13 protein-coding genes and 2 tRNA genes are annotated in these 15394 nt (G+C 74.6%); 8 read left to right on the top strand and 7 right to left on the bottom strand.

Annotated elements, in window-relative coordinates; all coding sequences use genetic code 11:
• Positions 1-37 precede the first annotated feature (37 nt).
• From purL to purS, 3 genes are read right to left on the bottom strand one after another with little or no spacing between them, the layout of a single operon-like run.
• Entirely contained in the window at positions 38-2293 is a 2256-nt protein-coding gene (gene purL / locus EDD39_RS07120; RefSeq protein ID WP_123554091.1) for a phosphoribosylformylglycinamidine synthase subunit PurL, read from the bottom strand.
• Positions 2293-2970 carry a phosphoribosylformylglycinamidine synthase subunit PurQ gene (gene purQ / locus EDD39_RS07115; RefSeq protein ID WP_123554089.1) on the bottom strand — a complete coding sequence of 226 codons (678 nt, stop codon included), beginning with the start codon at positions 2968-2970 and terminating at the stop codon, positions 2293-2295. Before purQ ends, purL begins: the two co-directional genes overlap by 1 nt.
• Positions 2967-3221: a phosphoribosylformylglycinamidine synthase subunit PurS gene (purS, locus tag EDD39_RS07110; protein WP_033250393.1), complete on the bottom strand. Its 255-nt coding sequence runs from the start codon at positions 3219-3221 to the stop codon at positions 2967-2969. The genes purQ and purS overlap by 4 nt, the downstream gene beginning before the upstream one ends.
• Positions 3222-3643: 422 nt before the next feature.
• Between purS and EDD39_RS07105 the strand changes: the two genes are divergently transcribed.
• The 7 genes from EDD39_RS07105 (at position 3644) to EDD39_RS07075 (ending at position 8242) form a co-directional block, all read left to right on the top strand.
• The gene (locus EDD39_RS07105; protein WP_014136949.1) at positions 3644-3961 is read left to right on the top strand and encodes a histone-like nucleoid-structuring protein Lsr2; all 318 of its coding nucleotides are present in this window, start codon (positions 3644-3646) and stop codon (positions 3959-3961) included.
• A gap of 151 nt (positions 3962-4112) precedes the next feature.
• Positions 4113-4185, top strand: a tRNA-Gly gene (locus EDD39_RS07100).
• Between the two features lie 52 nt (positions 4186-4237).
• Positions 4238-4313, top strand: a tRNA-Gly gene (locus tag EDD39_RS07095).
• Positions 4314-4535: 222 nt separating this feature from the next.
• A complete protein-coding gene (locus tag EDD39_RS07090; RefSeq protein ID WP_123554087.1) occupies positions 4536-5525 on the top strand; it encodes an ABC transporter ATP-binding protein in 990 nt (329 codons plus the stop codon).
• On the top strand, positions 5522-6334 hold the full coding sequence (locus EDD39_RS07085) for an ABC transporter permease (RefSeq protein WP_123554085.1): 813 nt from the start codon (positions 5522-5524) through the stop codon (positions 6332-6334). The genes EDD39_RS07090 and EDD39_RS07085 overlap by 4 nt, the downstream gene beginning before the upstream one ends.
• 49 nt (positions 6335-6383) lie before the next feature.
• On the top strand, positions 6384-7631 hold the full coding sequence (locus tag EDD39_RS07080; RefSeq protein ID WP_123554083.1) for a sensor histidine kinase: 1248 nt from the start codon (positions 6384-6386) through the stop codon (positions 7629-7631).
• Positions 7628-8242 (top strand): response regulator transcription factor, encoded by a 615-nt coding sequence (locus EDD39_RS07075; protein WP_030905727.1) that lies wholly within the window; start codon positions 7628-7630, stop codon positions 8240-8242. The genes EDD39_RS07080 and EDD39_RS07075 overlap by 4 nt, the downstream gene beginning before the upstream one ends.
• A 31-nt stretch (positions 8243-8273) precedes the next feature.
• Here EDD39_RS07075 and EDD39_RS07070 read toward each other — a convergent pair whose 3' ends face one another.
• From EDD39_RS07070 to purD, 4 genes are all read right to left on the bottom strand, one after another.
• Positions 8274-9173 carry a phosphoribosylaminoimidazolesuccinocarboxamide synthase gene (locus EDD39_RS07070; RefSeq protein WP_123554080.1) on the bottom strand — a complete coding sequence of 300 codons (900 nt, stop codon included), beginning with the start codon at positions 9171-9173 and terminating at the stop codon, positions 8274-8276.
• A 58-nt stretch (positions 9174-9231) separates the two neighbouring features.
• Positions 9232-10773, bottom strand: coding sequence for a N,N-dimethylformamidase beta subunit family domain-containing protein (locus EDD39_RS07065; RefSeq protein ID WP_123554078.1), 1542 nt, complete (start codon positions 10771-10773; stop codon positions 9232-9234).
• A 163-nt stretch (positions 10774-10936) separates the two neighbouring features.
• Positions 10937-12427, bottom strand: coding sequence for a hypothetical protein (locus EDD39_RS07060; protein ID WP_123554076.1), 1491 nt, complete (start codon positions 12425-12427; stop codon positions 10937-10939).
• Between the two features lie 428 nt (positions 12428-12855).
• Positions 12856-14109 carry a phosphoribosylamine--glycine ligase gene (purD, locus tag EDD39_RS07055; RefSeq protein ID WP_123554074.1) on the bottom strand — a complete coding sequence of 418 codons (1254 nt, stop codon included), beginning with the start codon at positions 14107-14109 and terminating at the stop codon, positions 12856-12858.
• Positions 14110-14594: 485 nt separating this feature from the next.
• On the opposite strand from purD, the gene EDD39_RS07050 reads away from it, so the two are divergent.
• On the top strand, positions 14595-15380 hold the full coding sequence (locus EDD39_RS07050; RefSeq protein ID WP_030457575.1) for an SLATT domain-containing protein: 786 nt from the start codon (positions 14595-14597) through the stop codon (positions 15378-15380).
• Positions 15381-15394 lie beyond the last annotated feature (14 nt).

The raw sequence follows: 15394 nt of genomic DNA, 5'->3' as shown, positions 1-15394 counted from the left end.
GACCGCCCGCAGGGTGACGCGCCGTCAGCGCGGAACGTCAGGCGAGCAGCGCCTCGATGACGCCGGTGTGGGCGTCGCGCAGCTCGGCCAGGGTGACGGTGAACTGGCCCTGGACCTCCAGCGCCTCGCCGTCCACCACGCCGATCCGGGCGGCGGGCAGGCCGCGGGCGCCGCACATGTCGTTGAACCGGAGCTCCTCGCTGCGCGGGACGGCCACCACGGCACGACCGGCGGACTCGGAGAACAGGAACACGAACGGGTCGGTGCCCTCGGGGACGACCACGCGGGCGCCCTTGCCGCCCTTGAGGCAGCTCTCCACCAGGGCCTGCGCGAGGCCGCCGTCGGAGAGGTCGTGCGCGGCGTCGACCATGCCGTCGCGGGAGGCGGCGATCAGGATCTCGCCGAGCAGCCGCTCGCGCTCCAGGTCGACCTTGGGCGGCAGGCCGCCGAGGTGGTTGTGCACGACCTGCGACCAGGCGGAGCCGCCCAGTTCGTCGGCGGTGTCGCCGAGCAGGTAGAGCAGCTGGCCCTCCTCGGCGAAGCCGACCGGGGTGCGCCGGGTGACGTCGTCGATGACGCCGAGCACCGCGACCACGGGGGTCGGGTGGATGGCGACGTCGCCGGTCTGGTTGTACAGCGAGACGTTGCCGCCGGTGACCGGGGTGCCGAGCACCTGGCAGGCGTCGGCCAGGCCGCGAGTGGCCTCGGCGAACTGCCACATCACGTCCGGGTCCTCGGGGGAGCCGAAGTTGAGGCAGTCGGAGACCGCGAGCGGCTTGGCGCCGCCGGCCGCGACGTTCCGGTACGCCTCGGCCAGCGCCAGCTGGGCGCCGGCGTACGGGTCCAGCTTGGCGTAGCGGCCGTTGCCGTCGGTGGCGACCGAGACGCCGAGGTTGGTCTCCTCGTCGATCCGGATCATGCCGGAGTCCTCGGGGGTGGCGAGCACCGTGTTGCCCAGCACGTAGCGGTCGTACTGGTCGGTGATCCACGCCTTGGACGCCTGGTTCGGCGAGCCGGCGACCTTGAGCAGCGCGTCCTTCAGCTCGGCGCCGTTGGCCGGGCGGGCCAGCCGCTCGGCGGTCGGGGCGTCGGCCTGCAGGGCGTCCTGCCAGGACGGGCGGGCGAACGGGCGGTGGTACGTCGGGCCCTCGTGGGCGACGGTGCGCGGCGGCACGTCGACCACCAGCTCACCGTGCCAGAAGATCTCCAGCCGCTCGCCGTCGGTCACCTCGCCGATGACGGTGGCGATGACGTCCCACTTCTCGCAGATCTCCAGGAAGCGGTCGACCTTGCCGGGCTCGACGATCGCGCACATGCGCTCCTGCGACTCGCTCATGAGGATCTCCTCAGGAGAGAGCGTGTGGTCGCGCAGCGGGACGGTGTCCAGCTCGATCCGCATGCCGCCGGTGCCGGCGCTCGCGAGTTCGCTGGTCGCGCAGGACAGACCGGCGCCGCCGAGGTCCTGGATGCCCGCGACCAGGTCTTCCTTGAAGATCTCCAGGGTGCACTCGATGAGGAGCTTCTCCTGGAACGGGTCGCCGACCTGGACGGCGGGGCGCTTGGCCGGGCCGGTCGCGTCGAAGGTCTCCGAGGCGAGCACCGAGACGCCGCCGATGCCGTCGCCGCCGGTGCGGGCCCCGTACAGGATGACCTTGTTGCCGGGGCCGGAGGCCTGCGCGAGGTGGATGTCCTCGTGCTTCATCACGCCCACGCAGAGCGCGTTGACCAGCGGGTTGCCCTGGTAGCAGGAGTCGAAGACGACCTCGCCGCCGATGTTCGGCAGGCCCAGGCAGTTGCCGTAGCCGCCGATGCCCGCGACGATCCCGGGCAGCACCCGACGGGTGTCCGGGTGGTCGGCCGCGCCGAAGCGCAGCGGGTCCATCACGGCGACCGGGCGGGCGCCCATCGCCAGGATGTCGCGCACGATGCCGCCGATGCCGGTGGCCGCGCCCTGGTAGGGCTCGATGTACGACGGGTGGTTGTGCGACTCGACCTTGAAGGTGACCGCGTAGCCCTGGCCGACGTCGACGACGCCGGCGTTCTCGCCGATGCCGACGAGCATCGCGTCGTTCTCCGGGGCCTTCTCGCCGAACTGCTTGAGGTGGACCTTGGAGCTCTTGTACGAGCAGTGCTCCGACCACATCACCGAGTACATGGCGAGCTCGGCGCCGGTCGGGCGGCGCTCCAGGATCTCCCGGATCCGCGCGTACTCGTCCTCCTTGAGGCCGAGTTCGGCCCAGGGCTGGGCCGCGTCCGGGGTCTGCTCGGCGTTCTTGACGGTGTCGAGGCTCATCAGGCGTTCACCAGCTGCTTCAGGACGGAAGTGAAGAAGCCCAGGCCCTCGGTGGTCGGACCGGTGAGCGGCTCCACGGCGTGCTCCGGGTGCGGCATCAGGCCGACGACATTGCCGGCCGCGTTGGTGATGCCGGCGATGTCGCGGTACGAACCGTTCGGGTTCACCTCGAGGTAGCGGGCCACGATCCGGCCCTCCGCCTCGAGTTCGTCGAGGACGTGCTCGTCGGCCACGAACCGGCCCTCGCCGTTCTTCAGCGGAACGACGATTTCCTGGCCGGCCGAGTAATCCCGGGTCCAGGCGGTGGAGGCGTTCTCGATGCGGAGCTTCTGGTCGCGGCAGATGAAGTGCAGCGAGTCGTTCCGGGTGAGCGCACCGGGCAGCAGGTGCGATTCGCACAGCACCTGGAAGCCGTTGCAGATACCGAGGACCGGCATTCCGAGCTTCGCCTGCTCGATGACGGTGTCCATCACCGGCGAGAAGCGGGAGATGGCACCGCAGCGCAGATAGTCGCCGTAAGAGAATCCGCCGGGCAGGACGACGGCGTCGACCTGGTGGAGATCCTTGTCACGGTGCCAGAGGGCGACCGGCTCGGCGCCGGCCAGGCGGACCGCGCGCTGGGCGTCGCGGTCGTCGAGGGAACCGGGGAAAGTGACGACGCCGACTCGGGTGGTCACTTCCCCTCCTCCTCGACGCGGACGGTGAAGTCCTCGATCACGGTGTTGGCGAGGAAGGTCTCGGCGGCCTCGCGGATGCGGGCGAGCGCGGCGTCGTCGACCGGCCCTTCCAGCTCCAGCTCGAAACGCTTGCCCTGGCGGACGTCGGCGATCCCGGCGAACCCGAGACGCGGCAGTGCACGCTGCACCGCCTGGCCCTGGGGGTCGAGGATCTCCGGCTTGAGCATGACGTCGACTACGACGCGTGCCACTGGCACTCCCGGTGGTGATTGCGTGAAGGCGGGGGAACTCCAGACTACCTGGGCGGCGGGGGCGTCTTGCGGGCCACCAGCGGCAACGCGCGTAGACCCACACCCCTTACGCCCCAAGGGCCGCGGGCTCCCGCCGCCTCCGGGACGCATCCGATTTCGCCGGTTTAATCCCGTCTCCGGCGGACGGGTATCGGCCCGGGTATCCGCCCCTGGCGGAAGCACGTGAATATCCCGAAAAAAGGAATCCCCAACTCTACGATTTCACTGGCCCCCGGGTGCAGAATAGGGCGACCGGCAGCCGAACGCGCCGCATCTCGGCGTGGGCTCCCCTGCCCTCCGGCGGATGCCGCGATCCCGGCCCAGCGGACCGGCGGGGCATCCGAGACCCCCGACGGCCGAATTGCCCGAGAGGATTGACACCCATGGCTCAGCGTGTAGTCGTCACGCTCTCCGACGATCTGGACGGCGGCACCGCCGCGGAAACCGTTCACTTCGGCGTGGACGGGAAGTCGTACGAGATCGACCTGTCCGCCGACAACGCGGAAAAGCTCCGGGAGGCCCTCGCCCCGTTCGTCGCCGCCGGCCGCCGGCAGAGCCGCAGCGGAAAGTCCTTCCGCCGCACCGCGCTCACCCCCGACCCGGCCGCCGTCCGCGCCTGGGCCCAGTCCAACGGGCACGAGCTGCCCGCCCGCGGCCGCATCCCGAAGCACGTGTACGAGGCGTTCGCCGAGAGCAACTGACCGTCGCCACGGGCCCGTTCCGGGCCCGCCGGCCTTCCCCGGCCGCGCCGCCGGGGAAGGGTGGGGCGAGCAGGCCGATCGATGTTGTAGAGTAATTCTCGTCGCCGCAACCGGGGGAACCCGAACGGGGCGGCCGGCGCCCAGGCGCCGTGCGGACGTGGCTCAGTTGGTAGAGCATCACCTTGCCAAGGTGAGGGTCGCGAGTTCGAATCTCGTCGTCCGCTCGCAGTCAGCGTGAACAGACTGGTGCAGTACAGCAGTACAACTCCATATCCTGCGGACGTGGCTCAGTTGGTAGAGCATCACCTTGCCAAGGTGAGGGTCGCGAGTTCGAATCTCGTCGTCCGCTCCAGTACCGAAGGCCCCCCTCCACCGAGGGGGGCCTTCGGCGTTCCCGCCCGGTTTCCCGCCGTCCGGTTTCCGGCCGCCGGTTCCCCGCCCGTTCCCCGTCCGTTCCCCGTCCCGTCCGGCCCGGCACCCGATGACATTTGTCACCGCCGACCCGTGCGGACGCACCGGCGCCCGGTGAAGGACCGCACTACTGGCGGGCCCCGGCCGCCGGGAGGCTGGAGCCATGACCGACACCAGCCGCCCCCGCCCCGCCGTCACGGCCCGCGGGCTGCACCGCCGTTACGGACCGTCCGGCCGGGACGGCTTCGAGGCCGTCCGCGGCCTGGACCTCGACGTCGCCCCCGGCGAGCTGTTCGCCCTGCTCGGCACCAACGGCGCGGGCAAGACCTCCACCCTGGAGGTGCTGGAGGGCCTGGCCGCGCCCAGCGGCGGCGAGGTCCGGGTGCTCGGGCTCGACCCGCTCCGGGAACGGGCCGCGCTGCGCCCGCGGATCGGCATCATGCTCCAGGAGGGCGGCTTCCCCGGCGAACTGACCCTGGCCGAGACCGGCCGCTGCTGGGCCGGGCTGACCACCGGCGCCCGGGCCGTCGACGAGGCGCTCGACCTGGTCGGCCTGCTGCCCCGGCGCACCGTGCGGGTCAAGCAGCTGTCCGGCGGCGAGCGCCGCCGGCTCGACCTGGCGATGGCCCTGCTCGGCCGCCCCGAGGTGCTGTTCCTGGACGAGCCGTCCACCGGCCTGGACCCGGAGGCCCGGGCCTCGGTGTGGCGGCTGATCCGCGAACTGCGGGCGGCCGGCACCACGGTGGTGCTCACCACGCACTACCTGGAGGAGGCCGAGGAGCTCGCCGACCGGCTGGCGATCATGCACCACGGCCGGGTCGTCACCGGCGGAACGGTCGCCGAGGTGCTGGCCGCCCACCCCGCCCGGATCAGCTTCGAACTCCCCGAGCGCACCGGCCCGCACGCCGCGCTCGACCTGCCGGTCCTGCCCGGCGCCGTCCCCGAACTGGACGGCCGCCGGGTGCTGCTGCGCACCCCCGACCTGCAGGGCACCCTGACCGAGCTGCTCGGTTGGGCCGCCCGCCACCGGGTCGAGCTGGCCCGGCTGGACGCCCGCAGCGCCTCCCTCGAGGAGGCGTTCCTCGCCGTCGCGGCCTCCGCCGACCCGGCCGCCGCCCCCGTCGCCCCGTCGCAGATCGGACGTGCCGCATGACCGCCACCGCGCCCGCCCTCACCCCGTTCTCCCGGCTGCTGGCCCTCGGCCGGGCCGAGACCGTGCTGCTGCGCCGCAACCGCACGGCGGTGTTCCTGGCCCTGGTGCTGCCGTTCGTCCTGGTCGGCTCGCTCCGCTCGGTCCTGCGGGCCGCCGCCGAGCGCACCCCCGGGTTCGACGTGAACGGCAACCTCGTCACCAGCTCGATGGGCATCGTCCTGCTGGTGGTCGTCTACACCAACCTGACCACCGCCTACACCGCCCGCCGCAACGACCTGGTGCTGAAGCGGCTGCGCACCGGCGAGGCCGCCGACGCCGAGGTCCTGCTCGGCACCGCCGTCCCCTCGATCGGGCTGGCGCTGCTCCAGTGCCTGCTGCTCGGCGTCGGCGGCTTCGCCCTGCTCGGCCTGCGCGCCCCCGCGAACCCGCTGCTGGTGCTGGCCGGACTGGCCCTGTCCGCCCTGCTGCTGACCGGCCTGGCCGCGCTGTCCAGCGCGGTCACCAAGACCGTCGAGACGGCCGGCATCACCACCCTCCCGCTGCTGCTGGCCGCCCAGTTCGGCTCCGGCCTGATGATCCCGCTGGAGTCCATGCCGGACGCCGTGGCGAACGTCTGCCGCCTGCTCCCGACCACCCCCGCCTTCCAGCTCCTGCACATCGGCTGGCTCGGCACCGCCGGCACCGGCCCGTCCGAGGGCTTCCTCGGCAGCTGGGGCCCGGCCGCGCTGCCGCTGCTGCTGGCCCTGGCCTGGGCGGCGGTGGCGGCCTGGGCGGCCCGCCGCTGGTTCCGCTGGGAGCCGCGCCGCTAACCGCTAGATTCGTCGGACGATCATCCTGTAACGACGAGGGGGCCCAGCCGTGCGGGTCAGCAGCCCACGACCGGTCCGCCGCTGGCGGGCGCTGTCCAAGCCGCAGCGCACCGAGCTGTACGTGCGCTGGTCGCTGTACGCGGTGGCGCTGGTCCAACCGGTGGTGACGCTCGGCGTGGTGGCCGGGAGCTTCGGCCGCGACGGGGTGACGGACGCCGAGTCTGCGGTGGCCGTGGTCGGCTCGCTGGCGGCGGCGGCGCTGAACGGGGTGCTGGTCCGCGTCGGCATGGCCGCCTACCTGGGGCGGCGGGGACGCCCGTACGCCTGGGTGGCCGTGGCGGGCACGGCCTCGGCGGCCGTCTCGGTGGCGGAACTGCTGCTCGGGCCGCCGGTGGAGGCGGAGGGCGCGTCGTTCCCGCTGACGGTCTCGATCCTGACGATGACCTTCTGGATCGCCGCCACCGCGGTCGCCCTGTCGGTCCTGGAGACGGCCGCGGCCGCCGTGGCGGGCCTGCTGCTGGTCGCGCTGCCGCTCCTGCTGACGGGCGCCTCCCCCGGGTTCGTGGCCGGGCTGCTGACCGGTTGCCTGCTCGGGTCGTCGATCGCCGCCTGCACCGCCCGCGGCTCGGCCTGGACCGCGAAGGTGGTGTGGGAGCTGGACGCCGCCCGGGAGGCCCAGGCCCGGCTCGCGGTCGCCGAGGAGCGGCTGCGGTTCTCCCGGGACCTGCACGACGTGCTGGGCCGCAACCTGGCCACCATCGCGCTGAAGAGCGAGCTGGCGGTGCAGCTGGCCCGCCGCCGGCGGCCGGAGGCGGTGGACCAGATGACCGAGGTGCAGCGGATCGCGCAGGACTCGCAGCGCGAGGTGCGCGAGGTGGTGCGCGGCTACCGCACCGTCGAGCTGCACACCGAACTGGCCGGCGCCGCCTCGGTGCTGCGGGCCGCGAACGTCGACTGCCGCACCGAGCTGTCCGGTGCGGGCGGCCTGCCCGCCGAGGCGCAGTCGGTGCTGGGCTGGGTGGTCCGGGAGGCCGCGACCAACGTGCTGCGGCACTCGGAGGCCGCCAACTGCCTGTTCCGGCTGCGGGTGGCGGGCGGCACCGCGGTGCTGGAGGTGGAGAACGACGGCGTCCCGGCCGTTCCGCCGCCGCGCGCGGAGGGCGCGGGCAGCGGCCTGCGCGGCCTGGGCGAGCGGCTGGCCGCGCAGGGCGGCACCCTGAGCACGGCCGGCAGCGGCCCCGGGCGGTTCCGGTTGACCGCCGAACTACCGATCACAGCAAGGGGACTGGCGTCATGACCGACCTGGTGCGGGTGCTGCTCGCGGACGACGAGCACCTGATCCGCGGCGCCCTGGCGGCGCTGCTCGCCCTGGAGGACGACCTGACGGTGGTCGCCGAGGCGGCCTCCGGCCCGGAGGCGCTGGCGATGGCCGCCGCGCACCGCCCGGACGTGGCGGTGCTGGACCTGCAGATGCCGGGCCTGGACGGCCTGGAGGTGGCGGCCGAGCTGCGCCACCGGCTGCCGGAGTGCCGGGTGATGATCGTGACCGGGCACGGCCGCCCGGGCTACCTGAAGCGGGCCCTGGAGGTCGGGGTGCGCGGCTTCCTGCCGAAGACCGTCTCGGCCTCTGACCTGGCCGGGATCATCCGCACGGTCCGGGCCGGCGGCCGCTACGTGGACCCGGAGCTGGCGGCCGAGGCGATCAGCGCGGGCGACTCCCCGCTGACCCCGCGCGAGACGGACGTGCTGGAGCTGGCCGCGAACGGCTCCTCGATCGCCGAGATCGCCGACCGGGCCGCGCTCTCGCCGGGCACGGTACGCAACTACCTGTCCTCGGCGGCGGGCAAGCTCGGCGCGGAGAACCGGCACGCGGCGGTCCGGATCGCCCGCGAGCACGGCTGGCTGTGACCCGGAGGCCGCAGCCGGCCGCGCGGGGGCGTCACTTCCAGTCGAGGCCGGTGAGCTTCTCGTAGGCGTCGATGTAGCGCTGCCGGGTGTGGGTGACCACCTCGTCGGGCAGCCGCGGCGGCGGGTTCTCGCTCCTGCGGTCCCAGCCGGAGGCGGGCGAGGTCAGCCAGTCGCGGATGATCTGCTTGTCGAAGGACGGCTGGTCGTGGCCGGGCTCCCACTCGTCGGCGGGCCAGAACCGCGAGGAGTCGGGCGTGAGCACCTCGTCGCCGATCACCAACTCGCCGTCCAGCAGGCCGAACTCGAACTTGGTGTCGGCCAGGATCAGGCCGCGCTCGCGGGCGATGTCGCGGGCCCGGGAGTACACCGCGAGGGTGGTCTGGCGCAGCGTGGCGGCGAGTTCGGCGCCGATCCGGCGGGCGGTCTCCTCGTAGGGGACGTTCTCGTCGTGCTCGCCGACCTCGGCCTTGAGCGCCGGGGTGTAGATCGGGCCGGGCAGCTCGGAGCCGTTGTCCAGGCCCGCGGGCAGGCCGACGCCGCACACCGTCTGGGAGACCCGGTACTCCTCCAGGCCGGAGCCGGCCAGGTAGCCGCGGGCGACGCACTCCACCGGCACCATGTCGAGGCTGCGGCAGACCAGGGTGCGCCCGGCCCAGTCGGCGGGGGCGCCCGCGGGCAGCTCGGTGGAGACCACGTGGTTGGGGACGATGTCGGCGATCCGCTCGAACCACCACAGCGAGAGCTGGGTGAGGACGCGGCCCTTGTCGGGGATCTCGTTGGGCAGCACCCAGTCGTACGCGGAGGTCCGGTCGCTGGCCACCATCACCAGGTTGCCGTCGGCGTCCCGGTACAGGTCGCGCACCTTGCCGGTGTGCAGGTGGACCAGGCCGGGCACCTGGACCGGCTCGGGCTTGGTGACGAATCCGCTCACGCTCAGTCAGTCCTCACAGCTGGGGGGCTCTGCGGCCGAGTCTTTCACGCCCGCCCGCTCAGGAGCCGGTGCGCCCCTCCTTGCAGAGGTGGTCGAGCAGGTTGGCGGTGGCGCGCTGGATCCGCTCGTCGGTGTGCCCGGGCCGGTCCAGCGCGGGCGACCAGGCGAACGTCCCGGCGGCGAACACGTACGCGCCGCTGGGCGCCCGGTACAGCGAGGTCTCCTGGTGGCTGGGCCGCCCGGCGGCGTCCCGGTACGGGGAGTGGGCGAGCAGGACGCGTTCGGTGTGCGCGGGCAGCGGGACCTTCGGGTAGTAGCGGTCGGCCTCCCCGGCGACCAGGTCGGGCAGTTCGTCGCCGTCCGCCAGCCCGGTGCCCTGCCAGAGCCAGTGGCCGGTGTTGCGGGCCACCAGCGGCACCGGGGCGGGCACGCTGCCCGCGTACTGGATGCCCAGCAGGTGCTGCTCGGGCTCGCCGGCGTCCCGCCAGAGCGCGGACACCGCGCCGGGCACCCCGGCGGCGGGGTGGTCGGGCGCGACCCGCTGGCGCTTGCGGCAGTTCAGCAGCCGGGACGGTTCGCCGTTCGCCCCGGCCGACAGCTCGACCCGCCAGTACACGGCGTTCGCGGACAGGAACACCAGCGAGGTGCCGCCGTCCCGGGCCCGTTCGGCGGCCCGCCGCATCGGCTCCGACCAGTACTCGTCGTGGCCGGGGAAGACCAGCGCCTTGTAGCGGGAGGCGTCGACCAGGCCGGCGTGCAGGTCGGTGGCGGTGGCGTAGCCCAGGTCGTAGCCGTAGCGCTCGGCCCAGCGGATGAAGTCGTAGGCGTGCCCGACGTGCAGCGGCAGCCCGGCCCCGGCGTGCGGCCGGTCGAAGGAGACCGTGACGGCCGCCTCCCCCTCCCCCGCCAGGCGCCCCGCGCCGTCCCAGGCGTGGTAGAGGCTGGCCCCCAGGTGCCCGTCCTCGGGGAACAGGTTGTACGCCTGCCAGGTCACGTCGGGCAGCACCAGCAGCAGGTCGGCCGGGTCGAAGTCCCGCACGGTGAACGGGATGTGGCTGCGGTGGCCGCCGTCGGCGGTGGTCAGCACGGCGACGTACGCGCCGGAGCGCCAGTCCGCGGGGACCTGCAGCCGCCAGGACTGCCACCAGTGGTGGCAGGAGACGGTGCGGTCGGCGACCATCGGGGCGGGCTGGGCCAGGCCGGAGATCAGCGGGCTGGAGTACACCTGCCGGGCGCCGTCGCCGCCGTCGTGGCCGATCCGGTAGACGTCGACCTGGAACTCCTGCGGCGGGTTGACCGTGACCCGGAAGTCCACCGCGCCGCCGGGCCGGGCGGTGCCCGCCGAGGCGAAGCCCTTGATCTGCTGGCGCACGTCGTCGGAGTTGCGCGGGCCGCTGACCGCCGGACGCGGCCGGGCCGACCCGTCCACCGGGCGCTGCCCCGGGGCGTCCACGCTCACGTACCAGGGGACCACGCCCTCGCCGTCGGCCAGGTAGTGGTCGGGGCTGCGGAGCCAGGGCAGCGGGCCCTGCCCGAACGGGTCCGAGACCCCGTGCGCCAGCGTGCCGGACTCCCACCGGCGGTTGGATTCCGTCCCCACACGCCCTCCCCACCCTTCGCCCATCCACCGAGGGTTTTGGCAATTGCCATGCGGATGTGCGTGCGGACCAGCACACCACAGTTGGACGGCGAAGCGTCACCCCACCGTAGCAATTGGTACGGATGAAACCGGGTTTCCCGAGACACTCCCGAACCGTCCTGGTTCAGCCCGAAAGGCGCACCGGGCGCTCCAGCCGGACCCCGGCCCGTTCCAGCCAGGCGCGCAGCGGTCCGTCCTGCCCGTCCTCGACCGCGCGGGCCACCGCGGGGGCCAACTCGGCCCGGGGGGCGGCCGGGCAGACCAGCACCGGGCCGTCCAGCCAGTCCAGGCCGGGAGTGGCGGTGCCGGCGTCCACCGCGGCGCAGCAGACGGTGGCGGTCAGGTGCTCGACCAGCAGGTCGCGGCCGCTGCGCACGGGGGGCAGCGGGGGCGCGACCCGGGCGGCGCGCGCCACCTGGCCGGCCAGCGCGGCGGACAGCTCCTCGGCCTCGCCGGCGGCCAGCCGGGCCAGCAGCTTGTCCAGCGCCGGGCCGGTGTGCGGGCGGTCGTCGCCGAGCGCGGCCTGCAGCGCGGCGGCCTGGGCGCGCCAGCCGCGGTCGACGACCCGGTGCGGGTAGTCCGCCCAGTCGAGCGGCTGCCAGCCGCCGGCCGGCTCCTCGTGCAGCAGTTCGGCGGCCAGCCGGGACACCCGGGTGTCGACCAGGCCGGGTTCCTCCAGCAGGTCGCAGGCGGGGCGGTCGCCGAGCCGGTTCTCGTAGCCGTCGGCGAGCCGGTCGCGGCGGGAGAGCTCGGTGAGCGCGGAGACCACGCCGGCGTTCAGGTGCGCGGGGTGCAGGCCGAGCCGCCAGGCGGGCAGCGCGACCCGGGTGAGCAGCCGGTCCCAGCCCGCGTAGGCCAGGCCGACCTGGGCCTGGGCGGCGATCCGCGGCCCGTAGTCGACGGCCCGGGCCTGCTCGGAGGCCCAGGCGGCGACGGCGTGCTCGAGTTCGGCGGAGTGCTCGCGGCAGGCGCCGAGCAGTCGGCGGTCGACCGCGCCGGCCAGCGCGGCGGGGCCGCGGCGGCGCTCGCCCAGTGCGGCGTCCAGGGTGCGCACCCAGCGGCGGGCGGCGGCGATGTCGGGGTCGGCGGCCGCGGCGGTGCCGGCCACCACGGGGGCCAGCAGGGCGCGCAGTTCGCCGGCCCGCATCCACCACAGGAAGGGGGAGCCGATCACCAGCACCGGGGCGGCGGGGCCGGTCCGGCGCCCGGCGGGGTGCGGTTCCTCCAGCCAGCTGTCGCAGTCGGGGGTGAGCGCGATCGCGGCGGGCGCCGGCACGTCCAGGCGCTCGGCGAGCTCCTCGATCAGCCGGTACAGCTCGGGGGCGTCGGCCCGGGCCAGCGGCACCGCGGGGGTGACCGGCGGGACGGCCCGGCGGTGGCCCCGGGCGACCAGCGCGGCCAGGGCCAGGGTCAGCGCGGCGACCGCGCAGACCGCCCATCGGATGCCGTCCCAGAGCGGGGCGTCCGGCGCCCCGGGGGCGCCTATGTGTCCGGTGAACCGCCCGGCCAGCAGCACCGCCGCGCAGGCGGCGGGCAGCGCGGCGGCGGCCACGGCCCGTCCGCGCAGACGCAGGACGGCATGGGCTCGTGCGCGTGCGGTGTCCACTGCAGCCATCGCCGCGGCACCCCCTTCGCAGCCGACTCGACTCGATCAATTCCGGTACGGGAAGCGGCGGGTGCCGAACCCGGTGGTACGACTCGCGTGGCGCTCTCCCGCCAGTCTCGACGCCCCGGTGCGGGCGGGTGTTCCGGAAGTCCGGCGATTCCACCCGTCCTGGTGACACCGCGGCGGGGTGCGCCACGCTCCCAGCATCCCCCCGGCGCACCGGCGCGACGAGCCGCGTCCGCGCCGGTGCCCCCGCCCCGGCGCGATGCAGCGCACCCTAAGGCCCGCGCTCCCGCCCCGTCAGCGGGATGCCCGGGGCATCACCCGAAGGGCTGGTTTTCCGACCGCGGCGCTGACCGCGGCGACCTCGGGAAACGCCGCGGGGCGCTGCGTCCGGACGGGTCGGTCCGGGCGCAGCGCCCCGCGGGCGCGTTCTGCTACGGGAGTTGCTGCCCGGCGGCGGCCGCCGCGATGTCGGTGCGGTGCTGGGCCCCCTTGAAGGAGATCTCCGCGACGCCCGCGTACGCCTTCGCCCGGGCCTCGGCGAGGTCCGCGCCGACGGCGGTCACCGACAGCACCCGGCCGCCCGCGGTCAGCACCTCGCCGGCCGGGCCGGACCTGGTGCCGGCGTGCAGCACGGACGCGCCGTCGGCCTCCGCCGCGTCCAGGCCCTCGATCGGGTCGCCGGTGCGCGGGCTCGCCGGGTAGCCCTCGGAGGCCATCACCACGGTGACCGCGGCCTCCTCGGACCAGCGCAGCGGCTCCAGTTCGCCGAGCGTGCCGTCGGCGGCGGCGAGCAGCACGCCGGCCAGCGGGGTGCGCAGCCGGGCCAGCACGACCTGGGTCTCCGGGTCGCCGAAGCGGGCGTTGAACTCGATCACCCGGGTGCCGCGCGAGGTCAGCGCCAGGCCCGCGTACAGCAGGCCGGAGAACGGGGTGCCGCGGTGGCGCAGCTCGTCGACGGTGGGCTGCAGGACGCTCTCCAGCACCTCCGCGACCAGGCCCTCGGGGGCCCAGGGCAGCGGCGAGTAGGCGCCCATGCCGCCGGTGTTGGGGCCCTGGTCGCCGTCCAGCGCGCGCTTGAAGTCCTGCGCCGGGACGAGCGGGAGCACCGTGCTGCCGTCGGTGATGGCGAACAGCGAGACCTCGGGGCCGTCCAGGTACTCCTCGATGACCACGCGCTCGCAGGCCGCGGCGTGCTCCAGCGCGGCGGCCCGGTCCTCGGTGACCACGACGCCCTTGCCGGCCGCCAGGCCGTCGTCCTTCACCACGTACGGGGCGCCGAACGCGTCGAGCGCGGCGGCGGCCTCCTCCGGGGTGGTGCAGACGTAGGAGCGCGCGGTGGGGACGCCGGCCGCGGCCATCACGTCCTTGGCGAACGCCTTGGAGCCCTCCAGCTGGGCGGCCTCCCGGCCGGGGCCGAAGACCGGGATGCCGGCCGCCCGCAGCGGCTCGGCGACGCCGGCCACCAGCGGGGCCTCCGGGCCGACCACCACCAGGTCGGCGCCCAGTTCCCGGGCCAGCGCGGTGACGGCGGCGCCGTCCAGCTGGTCGACCGGGTGCAGGGCGGCGACCCGCGCGATCCCGGCGTTGCCCGGGGCGCAGTGCAGCTCGCTGACGGCGGGGTCTTGGGACAGTGAGCGGCACAGGGCGTGTTCGCGGGCGCCGGTTCCGATGACGAGGACCTTCACGCCTGCCAAGCCTAGTCGGTGGCCGGTTCCGCCCCGTCGGCGGCTCCGGTCGGAAGCTCCAAGTGCAGGGGCGGTCGACACCCGGTGATTCGTGGGAACGCACAAGCGTCCCCCCGAACGGCGGCCGCGTCACGTCGACGTCCCCGGCCCGGCTCGCTCGGACGGGTGAAATCCGGCCACCCGGCGCAACCCTCCCACCTCGGCTTCCGGAGGTGAAATCACATAACGATCACTGCGGAAGCGCCCCCACGCTCAGCCATTTGGCGGTAAGAAGTGCTGTTGGACCAGGACCCGGCCCCGCCGCCGGGCACGGCACCATGGGCGGCTCCAGACCCGCGCGCGGCGCCACGGGTCCGCACCGCCACGCAACGAACCGCGGGTTCCGCGCGCCGACGGCCCGACCCGCCGGGCCGTTCGGGTTCCGTACCGTCAGTCCCGGTGCCCGCCGGGCCTCCGCAGTCACCCCGCCACAGGGAGCGCCACAGGTGAGCCAGCCGGAAATGCAGCCCGAGGAGAGCCCCTGGGGCAAGGAGGTCGCCGACGACGACCAGTCCGTCCCGGGTGCCGCCGGACGGACCCCGACCCGGCGCCGCGCCGACCTGAGCGCCCGTCAGTTCCCGCTCGGCGACTGGGGCGAGCCCGCCGAGCGGCTGGAGGAGCTCTACCGCTGGTCGGAGGAGCGCGCGGTCGAGGCGATCGACTGGTACCGCCGGGACCGGGTCTGGAAGCGCCGCTGGGCCCGCCTGCTGCGGTTCTCCGCCACGGTGTTCGGCGTCGGCGGCGTCACCGCCCCGCTGGTCTCCCTCACCGGCGAGCTCCCGCACGCCATGGAGTGGGGCTACACCGGCCTCGCGCTGGCCGCCGCCTCGCTGGTCGCCGACCGCGCCTTCGGCCTCACCTCCGGGTGGATGCGCGACGTCTCCACCTCGCAGGCGCTGCAACGCCGCCTGGAGGCCTTCCAGTTCGACTGGGCCTCCGAGTGCGTCCGGGAGGTCCTGGGCCCCACCGAGGGCACCGCGGGCGAGGCCGCCGAGCGCTGCCTGGGCGTGCTGCGCCGGTTCTGCGAGGACGTCTCCGACATGGTCCGCACCGAGACCTCCGAGTGGATGCTGGAGTTCCGGGCCGGCATGAGCCAGCTGCCCACCCAGGCCCCCGGTTCCTGGGGCGGCCGCAACGAGGGCGGCTCCGGCGCCCAGGTCCGGGTCCTCCCCCCGCCGGGCACCCGTCCCACCATGCCCCGCCAGCGCCCCCCGGAGGGCCCGCTGCGCTGACCGGCCCGCCCGGC

The organism is Kitasatospora cineracea, from assembly GCF_003751605.1.
In the GTDB taxonomy this organism is placed as follows: Bacteria; Actinomycetota; Actinomycetes; order Streptomycetales; family Streptomycetaceae; genus Kitasatospora; species Kitasatospora cineracea.
The sequence above is the reverse complement of the archived record's forward strand: the minus strand, read 5'-3'. Positions and strand labels throughout refer to the sequence as shown.

Excerpts from the sequence above, each read along its gene's own strand:
- purL (WP_123554091.1), bottom strand. The coding sequence starts at position 2,293 with ATGAGCCTCGACACCGTCAAGAACGCCGAGCAGACCCCGGACGCGGCC.
- EDD39_RS07105 (WP_014136949.1), top strand. The coding sequence starts at position 3,644 with ATGGCTCAGCGTGTAGTCGTCACGCTCTCCGACGATCTGGACGGCGGC.
- EDD39_RS07090 (WP_123554087.1), top strand. The coding sequence starts at position 4,536 with ATGACCGACACCAGCCGCCCCCGCCCCGCCGTCACGGCCCGCGGGCTG.
- EDD39_RS07085 (WP_123554085.1), top strand. The coding sequence starts at position 5,522 with ATGACCGCCACCGCGCCCGCCCTCACCCCGTTCTCCCGGCTGCTGGCC.
- EDD39_RS07075 (WP_030905727.1), top strand. The coding sequence starts at position 7,628 with ATGACCGACCTGGTGCGGGTGCTGCTCGCGGACGACGAGCACCTGATC.
- EDD39_RS07060 (WP_123554076.1), bottom strand. The coding sequence starts at position 12,427 with ATGGCTGCAGTGGACACCGCACGCGCACGAGCCCATGCCGTCCTGCGT.